The sequence below is a fragment of the Solibacillus sp. CAU 1738 genome (assembly GCF_039888725.1).
Lineage (GTDB): Bacteria > Bacillota > Bacilli > Bacillales_A > Planococcaceae > Metasolibacillus.
Map to the genome: position 1 here is coordinate 60,120 of NZ_JBDQQN010000005.1, position 21,611 is coordinate 81,730.

General features: G+C 34.6%; 22 protein-coding genes, 1 pseudogene and 2 riboswitches. Of the genes and pseudogenes, 14 read left to right on the forward strand and 9 right to left on the reverse strand.

What is annotated here, in order from left to right; translation table 11 throughout:
- Positions 1 to 49: 49 nt before the first annotated feature.
- From AAFN87_RS14725 to AAFN87_RS14735, 3 genes are all read left to right on the forward strand, one after another.
- Positions 50 to 616 carry an RNA polymerase sigma factor gene (locus AAFN87_RS14725; protein ID WP_347791828.1) on the forward strand — a complete coding sequence of 189 codons (567 nt, stop codon included), beginning with the start codon at positions 50 to 52 and terminating at the stop codon, positions 614 to 616.
- Complete coding sequence (locus AAFN87_RS14730; protein WP_347791829.1) at positions 594 to 2,153, forward strand: DUF4179 domain-containing protein; 1,560 nt, start codon at positions 594 to 596, stop codon at positions 2,151 to 2,153. The genes AAFN87_RS14725 and AAFN87_RS14730 overlap by 23 nt, the downstream gene beginning before the upstream one ends.
- A 429-nt stretch (positions 2,154 to 2,582) precedes the next feature.
- Positions 2,583 to 3,320 (forward strand): hypothetical protein, encoded by a 738-nt coding sequence (locus AAFN87_RS14735; protein WP_347791830.1) that lies wholly within the window; start codon positions 2,583 to 2,585, stop codon positions 3,318 to 3,320.
- Between the two features lie 96 nt (positions 3,321 to 3,416).
- Here AAFN87_RS14735 and AAFN87_RS14740 read toward each other — a convergent pair whose 3' ends face one another.
- Positions 3,417 to 3,659 carry a hypothetical protein gene (locus AAFN87_RS14740; protein ID WP_347791831.1) on the reverse strand — a complete coding sequence of 81 codons (243 nt, stop codon included), beginning with the start codon at positions 3,657 to 3,659 and terminating at the stop codon, positions 3,417 to 3,419.
- A 256-nt stretch (positions 3,660 to 3,915) separates the two neighbouring features.
- On the opposite strand from AAFN87_RS14740, the gene AAFN87_RS14745 reads away from it, so the two are divergent.
- The gene (locus tag AAFN87_RS14745) at positions 3,916 to 4,638 is read left to right on the forward strand and encodes a polysaccharide deacetylase family protein (protein WP_347791832.1); all 723 of its coding nucleotides are present in this window, start codon (positions 3,916 to 3,918) and stop codon (positions 4,636 to 4,638) included.
- Positions 4,639 to 4,739: 101 nt separating this feature from the next.
- On the opposite strand, the gene AAFN87_RS14750 is transcribed toward AAFN87_RS14745, so the two are convergent.
- From AAFN87_RS14750 to AAFN87_RS14765, 4 genes are all read right to left on the reverse strand, one after another.
- Positions 4,740 to 4,874: a YjcZ family sporulation protein gene (locus AAFN87_RS14750; RefSeq protein ID WP_347791833.1), complete on the reverse strand. Its 135-nt coding sequence runs from the start codon at positions 4,872 to 4,874 to the stop codon at positions 4,740 to 4,742.
- 336 nt (positions 4,875 to 5,210) lie between these two features.
- Positions 5,211 to 6,698, reverse strand: coding sequence for a hypothetical protein (locus tag AAFN87_RS14755; protein ID WP_347791834.1), 1,488 nt, complete (start codon positions 6,696 to 6,698; stop codon positions 5,211 to 5,213).
- Positions 6,699 to 6,712: 14 nt separating this feature from the next.
- Entirely contained in the window at positions 6,713 to 7,513 is an 801-nt protein-coding gene (locus tag AAFN87_RS14760) for a cupredoxin domain-containing protein (RefSeq protein ID WP_347791835.1), read from the reverse strand.
- Between the two features lie 233 nt (positions 7,514 to 7,746).
- Positions 7,747 to 8,208: a putative iron-sulfur cluster-binding metallochaperone gene (locus AAFN87_RS14765; RefSeq protein WP_347791836.1), complete on the reverse strand. Its 462-nt coding sequence runs from the start codon at positions 8,206 to 8,208 to the stop codon at positions 7,747 to 7,749.
- A 408-nt stretch (positions 8,209 to 8,616) separates the two neighbouring features.
- Here AAFN87_RS14765 and AAFN87_RS14770 point away from each other — a divergent pair, with 408 nt between their 5' ends.
- The 3 genes from AAFN87_RS14770 to AAFN87_RS14780 all read left to right on the forward strand — a co-directional run bounded on the left by AAFN87_RS14770 (position 8,617) and on the right by AAFN87_RS14780 (position 11,075).
- Complete coding sequence (locus AAFN87_RS14770) at positions 8,617 to 9,048, forward strand: BrxA/BrxB family bacilliredoxin (protein WP_347791837.1); 432 nt, start codon at positions 8,617 to 8,619, stop codon at positions 9,046 to 9,048.
- Positions 9,036 to 9,821: a class I SAM-dependent methyltransferase gene (locus AAFN87_RS14775; RefSeq protein ID WP_347791838.1), complete on the forward strand. Its 786-nt coding sequence runs from the start codon at positions 9,036 to 9,038 to the stop codon at positions 9,819 to 9,821. The genes AAFN87_RS14770 and AAFN87_RS14775 overlap by 13 nt, the downstream gene beginning before the upstream one ends.
- Before the next feature lie 666 nt (positions 9,822 to 10,487).
- Positions 10,488 to 11,075: a YpjP family protein gene (locus AAFN87_RS14780; protein ID WP_347791839.1), complete on the forward strand. Its 588-nt coding sequence runs from the start codon at positions 10,488 to 10,490 to the stop codon at positions 11,073 to 11,075.
- 219 nt (positions 11,076 to 11,294) lie between these two features.
- On the opposite strand, the gene AAFN87_RS14785 is transcribed toward AAFN87_RS14780, so the two are convergent.
- From AAFN87_RS14785 to AAFN87_RS14795, 3 genes are all read right to left on the reverse strand, one after another.
- Positions 11,295 to 11,540 (reverse strand): hypothetical protein, encoded by a 246-nt coding sequence (locus AAFN87_RS14785; protein ID WP_347791840.1) that lies wholly within the window; start codon positions 11,538 to 11,540, stop codon positions 11,295 to 11,297.
- 856 nt (positions 11,541 to 12,396) lie between these two features.
- Positions 12,397 to 12,531, reverse strand: a complete 135-nt coding sequence (locus AAFN87_RS14790; protein ID WP_347791841.1) for a hypothetical protein — start codon at positions 12,529 to 12,531, stop codon at positions 12,397 to 12,399.
- 331 nt (positions 12,532 to 12,862) lie between these two features.
- On the reverse strand, positions 12,863 to 13,126 hold the full coding sequence (locus tag AAFN87_RS14795) for a Parvovirus coat protein VP1-like protein (RefSeq protein ID WP_347791842.1): 264 nt from the start codon (positions 13,124 to 13,126) through the stop codon (positions 12,863 to 12,865).
- 840 nt (positions 13,127 to 13,966) lie between these two features.
- Here AAFN87_RS14795 and AAFN87_RS14800 point away from each other — a divergent pair.
- Positions 13,967 to 14,260, forward strand: coding sequence for a hypothetical protein (locus AAFN87_RS14800; protein ID WP_347791843.1), 294 nt, complete (start codon positions 13,967 to 13,969; stop codon positions 14,258 to 14,260).
- A gap of 430 nt (positions 14,261 to 14,690) precedes the next feature.
- On the opposite strand, the gene AAFN87_RS14805 is transcribed toward AAFN87_RS14800, so the two are convergent.
- Positions 14,691 to 15,080 carry a spore coat protein gene (locus AAFN87_RS14805; protein WP_347791844.1) on the reverse strand — a complete coding sequence of 130 codons (390 nt, stop codon included), beginning with the start codon at positions 15,078 to 15,080 and terminating at the stop codon, positions 14,691 to 14,693.
- Positions 15,081 to 15,434: 354 nt separating this feature from the next.
- Here AAFN87_RS14805 and AAFN87_RS14810 point away from each other — a divergent pair, with 354 nt between their 5' ends.
- The 6 genes and pseudogenes from AAFN87_RS14810 to tenA all read left to right on the forward strand — a co-directional run bounded on the left by AAFN87_RS14810 (position 15,435) and on the right by tenA (position 21,591).
- Positions 15,435 to 15,818 (forward strand): VOC family protein, encoded by a 384-nt coding sequence (locus AAFN87_RS14810; RefSeq protein WP_347791845.1) that lies wholly within the window; start codon positions 15,435 to 15,437, stop codon positions 15,816 to 15,818.
- A gap of 182 nt (positions 15,819 to 16,000) precedes the next feature.
- Positions 16,001 to 16,324, forward strand: a pseudogene (locus tag AAFN87_RS14815) (STAS/SEC14 domain-containing protein); the annotation flags it as partial.
- A gap of 271 nt (positions 16,325 to 16,595) precedes the next feature.
- Positions 16,596 to 17,768, forward strand: a complete 1,173-nt coding sequence (locus AAFN87_RS14820; RefSeq protein WP_347791846.1) for a GGDEF domain-containing protein — start codon at positions 16,596 to 16,598, stop codon at positions 17,766 to 17,768.
- A gap of 142 nt (positions 17,769 to 17,910) precedes the next feature.
- Positions 17,911 to 18,852: a thymidylate synthase gene (locus AAFN87_RS14825; RefSeq protein WP_347791847.1), complete on the forward strand. Its 942-nt coding sequence runs from the start codon at positions 17,911 to 17,913 to the stop codon at positions 18,850 to 18,852.
- A gap of 221 nt (positions 18,853 to 19,073) precedes the next feature.
- A complete protein-coding gene (locus tag AAFN87_RS14830; protein WP_347791848.1) occupies positions 19,074 to 19,889 on the forward strand; it encodes a lipid II flippase Amj family protein in 816 nt (271 codons plus the stop codon).
- Between the two features lie 381 nt (positions 19,890 to 20,270).
- Positions 20,271 to 20,378, forward strand: a riboswitch (TPP riboswitch).
- A 130-nt stretch (positions 20,379 to 20,508) separates the two neighbouring features.
- A riboswitch (TPP riboswitch) is annotated at positions 20,509 to 20,599 on the forward strand.
- Between the two features lie 317 nt (positions 20,600 to 20,916).
- On the forward strand, positions 20,917 to 21,591 hold the full coding sequence (tenA, locus tag AAFN87_RS14835; RefSeq protein ID WP_347791849.1) for a thiaminase II: 675 nt from the start codon (positions 20,917 to 20,919) through the stop codon (positions 21,589 to 21,591).
- The last annotated feature ends 20 nt before the right edge of the window (positions 21,592 to 21,611 follow it).

Sequence of the window (21,611 nt, forward strand, 5' to 3'; positions counted from 1 at the left end):
GAAGGAAGAAAACGGCACATGCGCATGGACGTTTAGATAGGAGGTCAATATGGACGATGAGCAAAAGATAATCGAGCAAGTGTTAGCTGGGAACAAGCAGGCTTATGCACAGATTATTAATCATTATAAAAATCCACTATATGCAACGATTTTACGAATGACAAAAAATCCAGAAACGGCAAAGGATTTAGTACAGGAAGCATTTATTAAAGTTTACAAGCAGTTGGATAAATATGATCAAAAAGGGGCATTTTCGAGTTGGCTATATAAAGTGGCAATCAATCATTGTATGGATGTGTTTCGCACAAAGAGTTACCAAATGAAGCAAGTTGAAATTAATGAAGAGAAAATGATTAACGAAAGTCATCCTGAAGTTATTTTCTTAAAAAAAGAGAAAAGTAGACAGTTAGAAAAGCTTATTTCGCAATTGCCAGAGGATGAACGCATCATTATTTTACTGAAGTATGCAAATGAGCTGAGTTATAACGAAATTAGCGACATGTTAAATATACCGTTATCAGATGTGCGCAATAAACTGCATCGCGCTAAGAAAAAGATGCGAATAACGATCGAACAACAAGGAGGCGAATTTAATGTATTGTCCGAAGGCAGATAAACTATCACAATTCGTTGATGATGTATTAACAGACAAGGAATACAAAGATGTTGCAGCACATGTTAAAACTTGTACATCGTGTCAAGCAGTCATTGAGTTGTTTCAAGGGGAACAGCAATTTATTATAGAGACTTTGCAGGCGCCTACATTGCCAGATGATTTCGCTGATAATGTGTTAACGCAGCTAGATGAATATCAACCTGTAGTTAAAATGAAGCAAACAAAGAAACTAAAACATGTGCTAATTTTTGCGGCAGGCATAGTTTTAGCAATTGGTATAACGTCATCAATTAGTCCAAGCTTTGCTCAGTTTATAGGAGGTCTATTTACTACAGAAGACGTAGATAAAGGTTTGCAAATGGCGAACGAGATGGGCATTGGAGAGCGAATAGATTTGCAAGTAACAGACCAAGGACTCACTCTTAAAGTAGAAGATATAGTAGTCGATTCATCACGTATTGCACTGTCTTATCAAGTACTTAATAACAAAGGGATCGCGCAAGATACTTACTTAGCGCTACCTGATATTTTAAATGTTGTAAAAGTAATAAATGAAAACGGTAATGAATTGGAAGATTTGAATATGGGTTGGACAAATGGTAATGATTACGGGTTAATCGAATTCTCGTTGCGCAAACTAGACGTACATGAAAATTTAACGATTCATTTTGACATAAAGGAACTAAATGGTGTTAAGGGGAATTGGCTGCTTGATGTGCCTGTAAATACGAATGACCATAATTCATTAACGACAAAGATTGCATTAAATGAACAAACAACTGTGCAAGGTGTTCAAATTCGACTCAATAAATTGGAATTGGCACCTTCTTCAAGCGATTTATATTATGAAACTTTATATACAGATGGTGAACGCCAAAAAATAGAAAGAGAAATTCGTTTATTGGAGGAAAAATTCGGTCAAGAATTTTTCGATATGTTTAAAATTTATGGCGCAGATCTTGCTTATCATATAAAAAGCGGACAAGAAAAACTGTATGAAAGCTACTACTTTCAAGGAAGTGTACTATCTTCTAATTTTTTGGAAGGCACTGGGCGACCGATAGGAGAGCTTGGGCATATTGCAAAAACTGATGCCTTTATCCCGCAACAACAGGTAACTGATTTAACATTTGTATTAGACGGATTGATAAAAACTGTACCAGCCGATTTTGCTATTACAATCAAGCCAAAGCAATTGGAGAAGCACCCTGTTTCCTTTGATTATGAAGGGAATTACTATACGTTCACAGCTGCCAATAAGGAGAAGGATACAATCCAAATTGATATGAAAGGGAGCCGTGAAGCTCAAGCAGCGAATTTACTGAAATGGGTAGTAGTAGATTCAAACGGGCAAGTTCATGATGTAAATTATAGCGGTGCTACATTTGATGAGCAGGATGAGAATGGTCGTTATCTTTCGGAAATGAGTTTTACAACATATGACATAAATAAACTGCCAGAAGAACTTACATTACACTTAATAGCTGTTACACGTTTTGAAGAAATAGATGAGAAATGGGAAGTGCCATTGAATTAATTAGTGTTCTAGAATAGGGGAAAAGCAAGTGCAACTGTTTGGAAATATGCAATCAGTTGCATTTTTTCATTTTCAGATATTTTCACTTAGTATAATTGCTTACATAAGTCGTATCTTCATAGGTATTTTTTTCTATCTTAATAAAGAGAAAATATTATTCTTTATTTAGCAATTTTTTATAAAAAACTATTCCATTATAAAGGATTAAAGGTTATATACCTTACAGTATACTGAGGATTCTAATAATATAACAATTAGTATTATATTAAATTGTATTGTTAAATAGTTAACATATAATAAAATTAGGAGATAATTAAAATAGTTAGTAAATACTAGAATAATTTGAAGGAAGTCAAAAATCTATGGTATAATAATTTTACTTATATTGGTATATTAGGTTTGTTAAAGGAAATTTTAGGAGGATTAGTAATGAGAAAACGTTTTTTAATGGCTATTTTTGCTTCATTAGCACTTATGACTGCAGCTTGTGGGGCTGATGAGGGAAGCGGAGATGTAAACAAATCTCAAGCAGCGCAAAATGACGAATCAGCTGCTGAGAAGGAAAAAGCAGAAAAAGAAGCTGCAGAAAAAGAAGCGGCTGAAAAAGCAGAAAAGGAAAAAGCCGAGAAAGAAGCAGCAGAAAAAGCAGCAGCAGAAAAAGCAGCAGCGGAAAAAGAGGCAGCAGAAAAAGCGGCTGCTGAAGATGTAGATAATAATGCGCAAAATTACTTAGAACAAGTTCCATTATTAACAGAAGAAATAGTGACAGTCAGTGATGTATCATTTAACTACATAAATGAAAATCCGGAGTTATTCCCAGCAATGACAGATGCTGCGATTGACAAAGTGATGAAACTTGCTGATGATGAGGTTACATCTAAACATTTAAATAAAAACGTTACACCTTATTTAGACAAAATGGTTAACCTAGCTGGTGATGTGATACAAATTGAAGAAGACACGCTAGAAGACGGAACACCTATTTCTATCATTTTAATCGAAGATATGGATTTCAATGCGATTTATGCAATTGGATATTTTTCAACTGATATATTAGAAGGTGATTTTGTTGATGTTTGGGGATTACCTTTAGGTGCATACAATTATGAAAATGTTGATGGTGGTACTACATTAGCGCAAACTTTAGCAATATCTCATATTGAATAAAAAAATAATATAGCGAGGATACAGCCTTCAAAGCGTATCCTCTTTTTTGATTTTTTAGGTCATCATCTAAAGAGCAAAAAATAATCTCCAAATCCTTTATCTCATCTTTCTTTTAAGGTGCCTCAATTCATTATTTAAATAATCAATTTGTTTTTGCATATTTTTCATATCATGTTTATCATGGTTGTTTTTCGCTTCTTCTAATTCAAGTGTTGCTGAAACTGTCTCTAGGGCATAACCGAGTGCCAAAATGGCAGCAGCGATAGCCGATAATTTGGCGCCTTGATTTTCAGATTTAGAGAATTGATGACTCGGACCTAAGTCTTTGTTATTGTGCATCCGCTTATCCTCCAAAAAAAAATTAATTTATTCCATCTTATGCAATTACTGATTTTCTTGTGTTTTTCTTTATTTCCCAATATTATATTGCGTAAATTTTTGAATTGGAATGAAGATGAATACTTATTCACGAATTGTTTCCTCATTTTTATACACCACTTTTCATGCCATTATTTATTATGTGATGTGAACGCATTTTTTATTTAGATCAACAAATAATAAGGTACAAAATATTTCGTATGTAGGATGTGAAAACTTGAAAAAAATTCATCTTTTTTTATTGTCGTTGTGCATTGTAGTGATTTCCTTTTTCTATGTAAATGACAGCCCTTCAGCGGATAAAGGGAGAAAGTACTATGAAGAAGCAGGACATATATTATGGGATATTAAAACAGAAGAAAAGATTATTGCCATAACGTTTGATGACGGTCCACATCGAAAATACACAACGGAAATTTTAGATTTATTAGCGCAATTTGAAGTCAAGGCAACTTTTTTTATTGTCGGTGAAAATGCAGAAAAAAATCCTGAAATCGTTTTACGAATGTATGATGATGGACATGAATTAGCAAATCACACGTATACACATCCTTTTAAAGTGACTGTACCGCAGTTAGTAAAGGAACTAAAACAGACAAATGACACGATTTTTAGCATTACCGGTTACTCACCGGTTTTATTTCGACCAGTTGAAGGACAATACACTGATGCGATGATTGATGCCATTGTAAAAGAAAAGTTAAAGGTAGTTATGTGGTCTTGGCACCAAGATACACAAGATTGGAAAAATCCAGGTGTAAAAAAAATAGTCAATACAGTGTTAAAAGGGACGAAGCCAGGAAATGTAGTTCTATTCCATGATGGAGGCGGCAATCGTGCACAAACCGTTAAGGCTCTGGAAGAAATCATACCTGAGCTGCAAAAACAAGGCTATAAATTTGTAACGATTTCAGAACTCATTGAAATGCAAAAAAGATAAAGAGTATTGCCATGCGAAAAAGGGTTGTTCTTGCAAAAGTGACAAATAAACCAAGTGAAAAGGCTAAGGAAATTTTCCTTAGCCTTTTCATAAAGAAAATGTTAGTATCTCATGAAAGTGGCGCCTACAATAATTAGAAGAATAAATAATACAACGATTAAAACGAATGTTGAACCATAGCCACCGCCATAGCCACCGCCACCACCGCAGTAATCATAATTTCCGGAGTATCCCATAAAATCCCTCCTTTCTGTACCTATAATATGTATTGGTGTATTAAATAGGGGGGGTATTCATCCAATTAATAGTACATTTTTATTTAAAAGTTGGAATAACAACACTAAACACTAAATGAAATGCTGTTTGAATTTTACAATAACTCATTATTTAATGAATTGAACAGAACTATTTTCGTAATTACTTGTAGTATTATTAACTGAAGGTAATCCGTAGGGTGATTTCTTAGTGCTTTATTAATTTCAATTGCTATTTTAGCTGGCGTTGTGGAATTGTTTTTCGATATAACGAGATAAAAGCCCGCTCTTCAATTTACGGAGAGCGGGCTAACATCTTTATTTCGTAATTTCAAATGCTAAACGGACGGCAGGCATTGCTGAGCCCGGGTGATCCATTTTGTACGCAAGTTGCGGAATCAAAGTTGGATCGGTATCAGTTTGTGCCCAGCGGTAAATACCAGGATATAAGTCGATTAAATGTAAACCTGGTTCACCAGTTGCAACCATTTCATACTCCAAAGTTCCTTGGCTGTTAAACGAACACATATATCCAATATAAGCATTGTCGTATGTCATGTAGTAGGCGTTGTCAAACTCAGTCCAACCTCCGCCTTTAATTATAACTTTGATTTTTGTACCAACTGGTCCTGATTTTGGTGAGAAATCCACGATTGATGGCAAGATGCGTAAATAAGCTTGACCATATATATCGTCGCCTACTTTTACATCAAGTCGGTGCGGGATACCACCTAAATCATCTGGGACAGTAAAGTCATATTTTAGCTGACCGTTTACATCTGTTTTAACTGTGTCTAACGTTTCGAATTGCCCTTCAAAACCAAGACCGCTTACACGGCTACCAACCATTGTGTTCCAAATTAGCTCAACTTCTGCATCTTTCGGTAGGCCGGTTGCTGTTAATGTTACCGGTTCGCCAACGACACCTTCTTCGATGTTTAAACCAACTTTAACATTATCTTTTGAAGTGAGTTCTGGCATCTCGACCCCACCATCAGCTGCGACAGGAATTTCTTCCACGCGGTTTTCAATGTTAACAGGTGCTTCATCAGTAATCGTAAAGACCAAGTCCGGCGTTGGTTTGTTTTTACGCGGTGATTGCGTTTGATTAATATATGGCATACCTAAGTAACCAGTACGAATACTTATGACATGGTCACCAGGTGTACCTGCTGCGCGAATAACACCTTCTGCACTACCATTTGTTGAAACAGCAGACATAATACCCGTATATTTATTGTCATATGTTACTTGCCAGTTACGCATATACGTGCTCCAACCAATGCCTTTTGCTTTGATTGTAATTTCTGTACCGATTGGGCCAGATTTTGGGAAGATTTCAAATACTGGTACAACTGTGTAGTTAGTTTGTCCAATTATTTGATTTTTTTGTTTTACTCGTACGGTATGATCCCAACCGAAGCCATCTGGTACTTCAAATGAACCTGTAAACTTACCATCTGCATCAGCAGTACCTTCTGCAAGAATAATCTCACTTTCAGTATAGTCCGCACCATTTACAACATATAAATCCTCGATTAAATATTTACCATCAACCGCAATCCAAACAAGCTCTGTTGCTTCGTTGGGTGTTAAATCCTTAACTGTGAAATCTACTTTTTCGCCAATTTCACCTCGAATATTTGATAGCTCAATATTGTCTTTTACGATAATATTTTCTTCTTGTGTAGTAGCACTTGCTTCAGGAATGTCTGTTTTTTTTGATTCACTAATTTCCTCGGAACAAGCACTTAATAGAAAGATGGCTGCCAAACTAAGTGCCATTCCTTTAAAACTTTTTCGCATGTTTTATCCACCTTTTACTGAATTACAATAAGTTTTGATTTCATAATCTCATGATCAGCGCCACAGAAAACGTTACAAACGATTGGGTATTCTCCTGCTTCTTTCGGTGTGAATTTCACGATTCCTGGCTCAGTTACTGAAACATCTAAACCTTGAATATCAAAGCCGTGCATACCTTCTTCATTTTTATAATCAATCGTTACTTCTTCTCCAGCTTTAACGTAGAATACATCTTCGCCTTTACTATTTGTAAATGTGAAGTTACGAGCGAATAATTCAAATTTTTGTGTTGGTGTTATTTTTGATAAATCTACATCTTCTTCTACTGTCTCTTTTTCAACAGGAGCATCATTTCCATCTACAATTGTAATAAGTGATGGTGCCACATTAAATGGACGGTATTCTGCATGTTGGCCTTTATATTCTGCAGTTACATAATAATCCAATTGACCTTTTGGTGTTTCATCTGTAATTGTGTACTTAATTGTCCAGAAAAAGTCTTCAATATGTTGAGCATATTTCATATCTAATACTTCACCTGTAGATAGGTGTACTTTTAACACGGCATCTTTTAATTGCTCTTTAGTAGCAGGGTTAATAGCATTCATTCGGAAAATAATGTCGTCGCCAGGCGCAAATTGACTTGCTAATACACAGCCGCTATTTTTTGAAACAGTATCACCAGAAAGTGCGATTAGTGTTTCTGCTGATGCGACATTTGATGGTTGTTCAGGTTCTTTCGCGTCTTCTGAACAAGCTGCCAAACTTAGTGCTAGTATACTAGACGCTGTTAATAAAAATAGTTTTTTCTTCATAAAAAATCCCCTTCTTCTCTCTTTATTTGTAAAACGTTTACTATTATACACCTCTTTGTCTTTTTTGTAAGAGGAAAATGTCTTTTTGTTAGTTTTTAGGAGTTATTGCGAATTTTGTGAATTGTAAAAATTGCAAGTACATTATTGATTGCACTGATTTTACCTTCTAATGAATTACTAGCTCTCTGAACGTAAAAAACATCATTTTCTCGTAGGAAAATGATGTTTTTTATTTATGAAAGGCTTTTTATAAACTTAGTAACATTCCCTAAACAGCAACTTCCTTGTGGATTATTTACTTCACATCCACATCTGTTTTCTTTTATATTTTCTCGGATTTGTTCAATAGGTTTAGGGCCAAGTTCTCGTTTTACATAGTTCTCAATTTTCTCTTTTGTCCAATCAAAGCAGTAGCAAATAGGGGTAGTTGTTGAGTCATTTTTTTGATGAACAGATACCTTTATGTCAGATATAAGATACTTTTTATTAATTGTATCAAAATAAACTACATCACACTCTTTAGATGAACAAAAATAGTGAGTTGCTTCAGCATTTAAAGTTTCTAATGCTGAAGGTTTGAGTAATGATTTTAGTGTAATCAACTTTACAATTTTAGCCTTATTTCTACAAAATGGACAATTGCCACTATGTTCAACTTTTGTTTCTTTAAGATTACTATTACAACAATCTTCCATAATTCTCACGCCTTTATTATTATATTCTATTCTATAAATATTCTACTACCTTTTTTCATCCATTATAGTTTCGATGATAGGGCATTTATGTAAAGATTTTTCGTCAGAACAGTATTCTCTTAATTTAATAAATATAAAATATATTTTCGATTCTTTTTAAATCACTAATTTTGTAATGGAGATGATATCTCAACTATTTCGTCCCATATAAATTATAAACTATGTACCCAAATAATAGGGGGAAAGTTTTTTTATGCAGAAAGGAAATTTAGCGTGGATGAATTAATCAAACGTGAAAGGATATGAGTGCTCTTGACATCGCAAATTATATAAAATCCAATCTTTGTACAACCACAAAAAACCTTGTTATAATAACGTTTGTGAATATATATGAAAGAGGATGAAAACATGAATGCTTACGAAGAATATATGCGACAAGTGACGATGCCGATGCGTCAGGAGCTTGTTGACGCTGGTTTTATGGAATTAACGACTGCCGATGCAGTAAATGAATTTATGGCAGAGCAAAAAGGAACAGCGCTTGTTGTTATTAATTCTGTTTGTGGCTGTGCGGCAGGTTTAGCACGTCCAGCAGCAATTGAGGCGATTACAGAAGTTAAGCCTGATCAATTAGTAACAGTTTTTGCTGGGCAAGATCAAGAAGCAACAGCAACAATGCGTGCATTTTTTGATGAAGTGCCACCAAGTTCACCATCAATGGCAATTTTAAAAGATGGTCAGCTCGCGTACTTTATTCCTCGTGAAAACATCGAAGGGTTTCCAAAAGAACAAATTCGTGACCATATTGCTGACGTTTTAAAACAAGTATGCGAGAGCTAACAATTGTAACAACAGCAGGAAGGCCAGATGCTTTGTCAGAGGCATTAGCTAAAAAAGCATGTGAGTCGTTACATATTGACTTTGTTCCTCGTAATAAGCGCTCGGTTGCTGCTATTAGTAGAGAGCTAGATGCAAACGTTATTGTAGCTGGGAAAAACAGATACGAATATTATGCGAAAGGTGCAGAGGCGCCTTTCTTTTTTCATCCGAACTCAGCGGCATTTCGTTTGAAACGAGTTGCGCGCGGTGAGGTAGACCCAATGCTTGAGGCATGCCAGCTTGAAGCAGGAAATTCCTTTCTAGATTGCACACTCGGCATCGGTTCAGATAGTATTCTTGCAGCGTTTGCAGTAGGGGAGATGGGCCATGTTGTTGGCATCGAGCTAAATGAAAATATCGCATTTATAGTAGCACGTGGTATGCAAACATATGATACTACCGACTTGCCACTTACGTCTTGCATGCGCCAAATCGAAGTTGTGCACGCTGATGCAGTAACTTATCTACAGCAGCAGGGAGACAATTCGTTTGATGTCGTTTACATGGATCCGATGTTTGAAGAAGTGATCGAGGAATCAAATAATTTTGAGGCGCTAAGACTAGCGGGTGAGCATACTTCACTGACTGACGAGTGGGTTAATGAGGCACTTAGAGTAGCGAAAAAACGAGTTGTATATAAAGGTCATTATAAATCTGCAGCATTTGAAAATTTCGGCTTTAAGCGTGATATTCGTTTAACAGCGAAGTTTCACTATGGAGTAATCGAAAAATAAATTAGTATAGCCAATTTAAAGTTGTAACTTTAGGTTGGCTATTTTTACTAGTAAAGCTCAATGAAAGCAATAATTTTACTTTTATCATAACCTATGCTATAATAATCTTATGTTATTTTAGGTAGCATTATAAATAAATTGGCATTCTGCTAGTGATTTTTGAAGATGCTTATTCACACTGGCGCAAGCTTTGGGGCTGCAAGGACATAGTAGCAGGTAGGGACTATGTTGCTTAAGCTAGAAAGTTTAGTGGAATTTTACCGCGGTTAAAACAGAAAGCTTCGGCTTCTAATAAATATAAATTCCCCGGATGATCGGGTTGAGACATTCTATTTATTTGTAATTTACCTATTAAATACTAAAGGGGTACCTTCTTAACGGAGGTGCCCCTTGTCTAATTTATGACCAAAAATAAAAGCTACGCAATATTCGCGCAGCTCTAAAAAAAAATTAGTCCGTGAAGCATAGTGATGTTAAATAGCCTAGCATAAGTAGTAAGCCGATACCTATTGCGATTGAACCCATGAAACTGTACCTCCTTTAAAACCCCACATATTTACAATATTATTGTACAATGAATAGTAGAAAGATGAAACCTTTTAATCGATCATTCGTATATATTGGTATAGTAGTTCGAAATTTATACATAAAGTGAGGGTGATAACAATGAAGAAATGGATGCAAAAATGTTTAGTAATTTCTGTTGCGCTTCTGACATTTGGTGTTATTACACCGAATCATGAAATTTGGAATAGCCTTGAAGATAATAATAATACAAATCGTTCACATGAACCGAGCGCAAATGATATTTCCTCTGCTATTCAGTTAGATAGTTTATTATATGAGGAACAGGATTCTGTTGCTGATTCTTTGAAGGATGCTGCAAGAGCACAATCTTACATAAAATTTGGGACACGCATTGCGCCTAAAATAAGTAATGAATTCGATACACGCATTTTCCCTAAAATGGAAGAGGCGATTGAAATGACATTAGCACGCGTAGATGATGAGAAAATTCAAAGTTTAACAATTACTGAAAATCCAAGTGGCAATTACTCAGAAAAAATATTTAATATTAAAGATAGCGATAGCAATGTAGATTTAATTCGTTTCCACGTGCGTACGGAAAATCGACCAAATGAAGGTTTTTACTACAATTTCCATTATCACACATTTGAAGATTCGTTCGTGAAGCATTACAATTTAGGCGACATTTACTGGTCAAAAAACACACCACCGAAATGGTTGTCATAAAAATTTTGAAACACTCGTAAAAAACACGAGTGTTTTTTCTTTGTAAAGCTTGATATATCAATGTTTGTGGAAGGTGATTAAGTTATTGAATAATGACATCATTCTAAGGGGAGAGGGATGAAAAATACGTGTACTCCAAAAAGTACCCCAAAATCATCATTTTTTGATTTTTTTAGATTCTTCAACATTCCGTCAAAAGAAATGAATAAAAAAGAGGAATTAGACATAATCGCCTATTTCCTCCTTCATTGCTTTTAATTTTGCTCTATATTTTGCTTTGGGAATACCGAAATATTGCTCATAACGGCACCACATACAAGAACAATGGATTTTTCCTTTACTTAAGGTACCAGGTACAGGCATGTGTTCTTCTTCTGTTAAATAAGTATTTTTTAGGATATCCCATTTCTTTTGAATAATTCGCTCTCTTTGGTGGCGAATAAATGATTTTGTACGATTTTTCATGTAAATCAGCTCCCTTGAGAAAACCCAAGCTTGTAGGGAGGTCAAGGGATGTCATAGCACTCCCTACAAGCTTGGTATTGAGCTGATAAACTGGATCAATTGATTCATAAAATAATTCCTTTCACTATTAATAGGATTAACGCACATTAGAAGACTATTGAGTAACTAAATCATGTTGAAGTGTTTAAAAGTTTCTCTAATATCATTTTGTTTTGATTCTGGACATGGATGGACTCTTGAATTTGGAGAGTGTCTTCTTGAAGACATTTTAGGTTTTAAACCGCAAAGTATTTGCTTATACGTAGCCAAGCAGATCACCACCTTTAATATTGATGATACAACAATTATTTTCTAAATGTTAACAAAAGAACAAGCGCTCTACAAGGAGGCTTAATCAATGAATGCAGCAACAGATGAACATGAATATCAAAATTGAGAAGCAATATATGAGCACTATTCGGTTCCTAGTAAACAAATTACATTCGAGGGTGACAAATATACCTTTGAAGATTCCAAGCGCGTAATGGACAAGCTAGTGCATCTTTACCGATGTGATAGTGAGCAACATAATCTTAAAATTCACTTGCAGGGTAATGTGCCGTTTTACGTCGAGGGCTCTTACTCGATGGAGGCGTTGAAACTATGAAACTATGCGAACGCTGTAATAGGCCGCTACGCTCTCGAAGTCGCAGGATGTAGGTATGGGTCCTGTTTATATGAAGAAGCATGACAGGGAGATGGCAGAGGCGGAATTTGCTAAGGTTCAGGTGACTATGGATGAAGTGCTAAAGAACAAATCAGCTTAATTAGACACGAAAAAAAAGATAGGAGATATCACTCCTATCTTTAAAGATTCTTACTTGATTAAACTACAAAGGTTGCCACCAAAAACGCAATGTGCAGACACTTCACCTTTGTTAGCGGATACGGGAGCTGCAACAGATATAGTGAGTAATGATACTAGTAACAATTTTGATAGTTTCTTTTTCATAAACACACCACCTTATTGTTTTATTATTCTGATTTTAAAGTTAATTTGTGAATTTGTACATGTATTTATTATAAATGATCGTTTTGTAGTATTAATTCGACAAGAGCTACTTGAAGAAAACGATAAACAACTTCACTTGGATGTGATTTAGCTACAAGAGCATACTCTTTCCCAGTTGCGTTAACAGGGCTGGAAATGCTCTTTGAAACCTTTTCCCCGCTGCGTTAGTAGGGCTGAGGGATTCGAATAATTCGGAGCAACAAAAAAAGACCTGGCATCCACGCACAGGTCAGCAAAATTATACGTGTTCATTATATTATAATTCAAAAGGTTAAAAGAATTTATTCCGTAGTTTAATAATGTTGGTGAACATTGCGGCATCTCTTCCGGTTTTGCTGTAATTGTTAATTTTTGGAGACAAACAAGAGTAAAACATTTCATCACAATACTGTGTTCTCCCATTTAGGGAATAACATTCGTCATGTAACTTACAACACGCATCTACTGAATTAGTTGGTTTCCCAGGTCCAGTACACCCTGGTCCGCAGTATCTATAACCAGGATAACAAAAACCCAGTTTTCTTTGCCTATTCATAGTTTCACTCCTTTTCAAAAGTTTTGTAGATATTATAAAATATGTGATTTTTACTTTTGAAAGTAGGATTAAAAACTTAGCGCCTTGTACTCGCTGCGGTATTATAAAGCACAAAAAGTTTACGACTCCATATATTTAATGAAACAGCAATTAACCTAAACGAAAAGGGTTGAGTGCTTTTATTATGCAATAAATCATTAGCTTGATTATTAAATATCTGGAGTGAACGATTCGTCTATTAATAATTCAGAAAAAAATATCTGAAAAAATAAAAGGGTTTTTACAAATAATATCTAATATGGTAATTGTAATGTAAAAATTGGACAAAGGGGTGAATGTATTAATGAAAAAGAAAAAAACAATATGGTCAGTGGCTACTGCAGCTCTTCTGGTTGTAACTTTATCATTTGGTGCGGGCGCAAGCGCTAAGGTTGATCCTGGTTGCGGCTGCGTAGTAAATCCAAAACCTCCAACATGTATTCCTGGAAAGGCATGCCCAATTCCAGCTTAGTTGAAAACTTTGTCTTTCGAAAAGCACCCATAATATGGGTGCTTTTTTCGTCCTGCTGAATGACATTAAAAATCAGGGGAAATATTTGGTGATGAATATATTAATTATTAGTTCTACGTTGGTTATGACGCTGATAGATACAGAGGATAAAAAACAAAATCCCCGACGGTTAGCAAAATAAATTAATGGTAAATAATAGTTACAAAATGTTGAATAACTCATAATAAGCTAGAGAAGAGAAGAGAAGAGAAGAGAAGAGAAGAGAAGAGAAGAGAAGAGAAGAGAAGAGAAGAGAAGAGAAGAGAAGAGAAGAGAAGAGAGGTTGTAAGATGAAAGAGCAAAAAATGACCGATGAAGAAATAATGGTTAAAAATAAAGCTATGGAAAATCAGATTATTAGTTGGGGGTTACCTAAATACCTTAAATCAAACAAAAGTAAAATTATCTTTAAATTTGATGATGAAGGGCTAACGGATACAAGTGAAAAAGGCTATAAATGCGAAGGTGAAGATGTGAAGTTTTGTCTCTATGATCAGGGATCAGGAAAGGTTTTGTTTTCAATGCATTTTTTCAAAAGAAGTTCCAAAATGCAACAATTGCTCTCTGAATCTTGTGTGAGCTAGAGTTACTATACGTTCACGATGAATCATTAAGAAAAAAGGAATTGCCAGTTATTATATTGCCAGACTTCGAGACTATGCGATTAGTGAAAAGGTAGAGTGCATCAGGGTAAATGCAGACGAAAATGCAAAAAAATTTAAAAAAGATAGTAAGATTAACACTTTGATTCAAAAAGAATTAGAACATTTCTACAAGAAAAGAAGTACATCTGAAATGCCTATATTGTTAATTTAAACACAATTTTTATCATAAGTTACAAATTGTTGAGGAAAGTGAAAATCATTATAGGTTTCTTTGTATTTGTCGATAAATAGTAAAGTTGTTTAATTTTGATGTGTTAACTATGCATAATTACCTTCAAAATAAAAAACAAGCAGCCAATAAAATTGGTCGCTTGTTTTCTCTACCCTTACATTTAAAGAGCGATAACATTTAGTTAATGAAATTTTGAGGAACGCATTCACGAACACCAGAATTTCTCAATGAGTTAAATAAAGCTGCACCGATCCTTAATAGAACATTGTTATCTGTTCCATTTTCTAAATCATAGATTACAAAATATGAATTATTAACTGTAAAAATACATTTTCGTTCTAATTTAAATCCAGTTGGTACAGTAGGAAGTTTAAATAATGGAACAATCACAGGTGTATCTCCTTCATCTCTGATGAAATTGAAAGTTTGTTGGTCAATCTCATAGATATTAACTGGATCAATCTCCACACCTTTATCTGGAATTGTAATTTCATCTTCAACTAATAGGAAAAAGCGTTCGTTTCGAAAATTGAAAAGACTTCTCGCTCCAATTTCAAATGATGCCATTGTATATGCACCTCCTTTTCTATTTAGTAAGGCAGCCTTACTTTATTAACATATGATTAGAAAAAGAATTTCGATAGGTTATATGTCTATTAAATAATGATTTAGTTTTACAAATAAGAAAATGGTTAATAGTCCATTATAAGATTTCAATAATGTACGTTAGAAACAAAATGATTAGTAAAGGGGGAATGCAAAATGGAAAATCGTGATTATAAAGTTACATGGAATGCTAGAGGAATGGACTTTAATTATAACCTCGCTTTCTAATTAGGGTATACGTTAGCAAGAGTTACGAGCAGGATTGTTCAATAGCTATATAGAATTAATTGGTATTAAATCAATGGAGGTGCTCACTTGTTTAAACCAATTGAAAATAGGATTGATACGATTTTTGTTCATGTGTCGGATTTAGAACGATCAATAAAATGGTACAGTGATTTGCTTGGATTGGAAGTAACAAAGGGGGTACATACTGGTCCTATCTATACTTTATATATGGGAAACGATCGCCCTGGGATAACCCTTGATAATCATTATTTTGATGAAGATTATAAATTTATTCCATCAAATCAGCCACTCTTTAACCTTAGTGCTTCCGATATTGACGCAGCATTTGATCATATCACTAAAATTGGTGCTGAGATATTAACTGAGATTATTACTCATCCTGATTTGGCGGAGTTCTCTTTTAAAGACCCTGATGGCAATATAATAATGGTGTGTACTTGTTTCAGTTAAATACAAAAAATTTAATAAACTTTAAGCACTCTCAGTGGTGAGTTGCATAATAAATAGCCTTCCGCAGAATTGTGGGGGCTTTTAATTTTATATCATGTTTGAGATACGTACTGCTCGCTTTACTGATATTAAAGAAATTTATGGGGAAACAGGCTTTTCTATTTAAGCTAGATTAAACAGGAATTGAGTCATTAGCGGCGAGGTTGACGGTAAGTATTGATTTAAAAGAGTATTTACGCATAATAGAAAATAAGGGAGATGATCCAACGTTGATTGAAAAAAATATCAACACAGAAGTTTATGGGGATTTAATCGTTACCCATCTGATTGGTAAGATAAAAACCGAGGACGTTAATGGTTGGTTTAATGGTTTTGAAACGGTGTGTCAACAGTTCATTTCTGAAGGTCGACATTACAGATTGTTAGTAGATAGAAAAGGATACAAGCCAGACCATTTTTCTGTTCAGAAAGAATGGAAAGATAAGTTCTTTAACATTTTACTCCTCTTATCCGATGTATTTGATTCTTTAAATCGAAAATTGGCTGTTATTTAAATTAAGCAGCCGAAACAAACAGACTAAATCAAAAATGCAATAAAATTTTAAGCCTTCCTCAAATATCTATGGAGGAAAGAACGTGATGTTATGCAATTTAAATGTTATATGAACTCTTTTACCTTGCGTAAAAGAGTCTTTTTTATTATTTAAAGACAATGTAGTAGAGTTTATTTGTTAAATACAATAGAATTATATTGGAACCTAAAAAGAGGTGAGTAAAATGGACCCATATGAGTTGAGAATGATACTATTCGAACATAATCGTAACAAAGTAAAATTAATTAGTTACTTTATGTTACCTTTGCTAGGTTTTATTTTATGTACGAATATATATGCATATACAAAATGGGACAATGACTTAAATAATGGTTTATGGATATATGTATTCCCATATGTCTTTCTAATAATAATTTTTCTAAGTGCGGCAATATTGTGTAAAACACCGCTTGAGAAATTACAAGGTAAACGTCGTCAAATAGGACCGATACTGATTAAATTTATTATTTTTTTCATGCTTTTTTTTGGTGCCATTATTACATTTTATGATCAAATTCATTATTTTCACCAAATGGTCTATCCTTTTATCCTATTAATTTGTCTATCTTTTATTGTATTACCACGTAAAGAGATGCAACTTATTATTTTTACGAATACTGGATTTTTAATAGCGATAACATTAATTTTTCGTGATTTAGATAAATTTTACTTGATGCATATATTATTTTTACTAGTATTATCAGCAATTGGATTAACGATATCATCTGCTAATTACAATTCGTTTAGAGCGAGCATTATTACTCAGATAGAAATGAAAAAAGAAATGGAGCTTTCAAGACAGTTAGCACAAGAGCTGCAACAAGCTATTAGTCATCTAGAACAATTAGCTATTGTCGATCCATTAACTAATATACCGAATCGACTAGCATATACTCGCTATATTAGTAGTTTAGAGAATCTTACAAAACAAGCACCAATACGATTAACGACAATGATAATTGATATTGATAATTTTAAACAGTTTAATGATTATTATGGGCATATAAAAGGTGATGTAATTTTAAAAAAGTTTGGTAATATTTTGCGTGAAGTAGGGCAAGGGTTTGATGTGTTTATAGCTCGATGGGGTGGGGAAGAATTTGTTGCGTTGCTTGTCAACGAGACGGATGAACAAGTTGAAACATTTTGTAAAAATTTAATGGGAAATGTTCAAGCACTTAATATTCCACATGAAAAATCACCCGTTAGTAACCAAGTAACAATTAGTATCGGTGCTTGGACACAATGGGCGCATAATCAAACAGATATTGATATTGCAATGAGTATGGCGGATACAATGCTATATGAAGTGAAAAGTAATGGACGCAATCATTATAAAATTAAATCTCAAATGTAAATAATAGATGGTCTGTCGTAAATCAAAATATATAGAATGTTTTTCGATATGTGAGCATCAAATAATGTGAACTTTAGCCTGTCGTAATAACGGGCTTTTTTTTATATAATGATATAGATATTCGCTAGAGAGGAAGTAGAAAATGGAGCAGTATTTACAATTATGTCAGCATATTTTAAAAAATGGTTTTGAAAAAGGAGACCGTACAGGAACAGGAACTACTAGCGTCTTTGGTTATCAAATGCGTTTTAATTTACAAGAAGGTTTTCCATTAATGACTACAAAACGTACATTTTTCCGTTTAATCGCAACGGAGTTATTATGGTTTTTAAAAGGTGATACGAACGTTCGTACATTAATAAAAGACCGAAATTATATTTGGAATGAGTGGGCATTTGATAAATGGGTAAGTTCTGAGGATTATAACGGACCAAATATGAGTAACTTTGGATTACGCGCTGCACAAGATGAAGAGTTTGCTAAAGTAGTAGATGAGCAAATGCAAATTTTTAATAAGCATATATTACAGGATGATACTTTTGCAGAAAAGTATGGTGAATTAGGTCCTGTATACGGTAAACAGTGGCGTTCTTGGCCAGCAGCTAACGGGGAAACGATTGACCAAATTGCCAATGTAATTGAACAAATTAAAAATAATCCGGATTCTCGTCGTTTAATTGTCACAGCTTGGAATCCTGCAGAAGTAGATAATATGGCGTTACCACCGTGTCATTCGTTTTTCCAATTTTACGTAGCGGATGGCAAGCTTTCTTGTCAGCTGTATCAAAGAAGTGCTGATGTATTCCTTGGCGTTCCATTTAATATTGCTTCCTATGCTTTATTAACGCATTTAATAGCGAAGGAGTGCGGTCTAGAAGTTGGAGAATTTGTCCACACTCTTGGAGATGCACACATTTATAGTAATCATATTGACCAAGTGAATGAGCAGCTTTCACGCGAGCCTCGTGCATTACCAACACTTCATATTGCAGAAGATAAATCTATTTTTGATTTAACAATGGATGATTTAACGATCGAAGGTTATGATCCACATCCATCTATTAAAGCACCAATAGCAGTATAATCATAAGGGGTATTCTGAAAGTAAAGACTTTCGGGATACCTTTTTCTTTTTGAAAGTTATTTTAAAAAAGCTTTGCTCCTGCGGTGGTCGCATTAACATGCCACCATCCTCGTCGCAAATGAGCCGTCTCAAAAATTCTTTTCAGACGGCTCATTTGCAACTTTCTATTATTTGGTAGCGTTTATTATTTAACAACTATAAACGTAAAGAAGGTAGTGTAATTGGAATTTTTCACTTGGCAACTACTCATCATCGCTTTTTTTATATTAATTATTCATTCAATTGAAACGTTAGCCTACTCTGTTCGCTTATCAGGTGCCCGTGTAAGGTTATTAGCCTCTGCATTATCGTTATTTAACTTAATGGTCATGGTTGCGCGGCTGGCCAATATGATGCAGCAGCCGTTTACAGGGAGTTTAATAGATAATGCGCCGAAAGAAAATGCATTCGCGTTTGTAGAAAGTCAGTACCGTATTTTGATAGGCTCAGCAACTATTGGTACACTGATTGGCTTGTTATTGCTTCCTACATTTATTGCTATCTTTTCAAGAGCAATTGTTCATTTATCAAATGAGAGAGGCAATGTTCCAAAGCTTATTAAAAAGGGGTTTAGTTTGGAATACATAAAACGGGCAAAAAAACATTTGCATTTGCCAAGATGGTCCTACTTAAAAAATATGAGCTGGAGAGATATACCAGTAAAATTATTTTTATTGAATGTTGTCATCACAGCAGTTTATACAATTGGTGTTTTATCAGCCTTATATGCTTCAATGTTAGCACCTGAAAGAGAAACAACAGCTGTCATGGCATCAGGTTTAGTGAACGGATTTGCCACGATATTATTAATTATCTTTGTTGATCCGAAACTTTCCGTACTTGCAGATGAGGTTATTAACCAAAAGGGGAGTTATGTAGACTTAAAAAGTGCATCCATTATGATGGTTACTTCTCGATTAATAGGAACACTTCTTGCACAAATTTTATTCATCCCAGGAGCAAAATATATTGCATGGTTAACTCAATTCATTGTTTAAGTTTCGTGAATCGATTGAAAATATTTATTAATAATTGATGAAAACTCAGAATCTACTTAGAAAAAAATCATCAGCAAAAGCTTTTGTAACGTTTTCTAAAGTCAAAATTGTTCGTTTTGCGAAAACGATATACGACTTATTTTTAAATAAGTGCAATAGTAGGAAAAAAGGCTTGTTTGGCACTTGTTTTTAAATATGTTGTATGTCAATTTTGACTTTTTGACAAATTAGCATTTAGTTTTAATGTTTTTAAAAAAAGCAAGATAGATTCTGTAGGGAATATGCAATTATGTACGACTTTTTCGATGCAAGAAAAAGAGAATAATAAATCTTCACTTGCCTTTTAAAAAATCCATGTTAATGTTATATATAGTAATAATTAGAACGCACTAGGGGAGTCTTTTCGAAGGCTGAGATTGAACAATTGTTCTAAACCCTTTGAACCTGGACTAGTTCACACTAGGCGTAGGAAAGTGGTTGTTGTAGGATAAGAATGGCTTATTCTCCCCACTCATCGCTTGTGAGTGGGGTTTTATTTTTTACCAAATATTTTTGCGAAATCACTTGAAAGATTTAGAATTCGCAAATACACCAATGCCAAAAACCATTTTAAAGCAAATAACACTACTAGGGGCGCCGAATTGGCTGAGATTGTACCCTTTGAACCTGATCTAGTTAAAACTAGCGTAGGAAAGTAGGTATAAAAAAGCTAGATGCTTTTTTATAGCCGCTTTCCGTATGTGGAAGCGGTTTTTTTGCGTATAGGTAATAACGAGTTTCATAGATTACAACAAAAAAGTGCCGATATCTTGTTTTATTTTGCTGTATAAGAAATTATAAATTTTTGGAGTTGAAGCATTGTCTAGCTCCAGCGCCTAGCCCCTCGAGGTCGCTTCAGTCCCTTAATCGAAAGCTGAAAAGATGCTTTCAATACGGGTCTGCAAGCAGCTGTAGGGGCTGAACAAGGCGCTTGCACTTTTCTTAATCTATCTGTGTATTTCTAATAACAATTTTGGGAGGAATTACAATGACAAAATTCACAAAAAGGCTTTATGAAAATGTACAACCGATTTGGGAGAAAAATCACCAGCATCCATTCGTGCAGGAGCTAGGACAAGGGACATTAGCTGAGGAAAAATTCATTCAGTACATGAAGCAGGACTACGTATATTTAATCGATTATGCGAAGCTCTTTGCAGTAGGTGTGACGAAAGCACATAATCTAGACATGATGAACAAATTTTCTAGTGTTTTACATGATACATTACATTTTGAAATGGAACTTCACCGTCAATTTGCGGCTGAATTTGGTATTACACGAGAAGAGCTTGAGGAAACAAAGCCAACGCCAGACAATTTAGCGTATACAAACTATATGTTAAATGTTGCGCAAAATGGTAGTTTAGCAGAGGTTGTAGCGAGCCTCCTTCCATGTGCATGGGATTATTGGGAAATTGGGAAACTATTAAGAAAACAATATGGTGATCAATTGGCAACTAACAAATATGCGAAGTGGATTGAAACGTATGACTCCGAGGAATTTGGCCAAGGAGCGAAATGGTTAATTGATTTAATGGATGAGCTTGCTGACGGGAAGCCAGAACGCGAGCTAGCAGTACTTGAAAAGCATTTCCAAATTACATCGAAGTATGAGTATCTATTTTGGGATATGAACTACTTCAAACGTGATTGGCCTATTTAATTTGCGGAATGGATGAACAA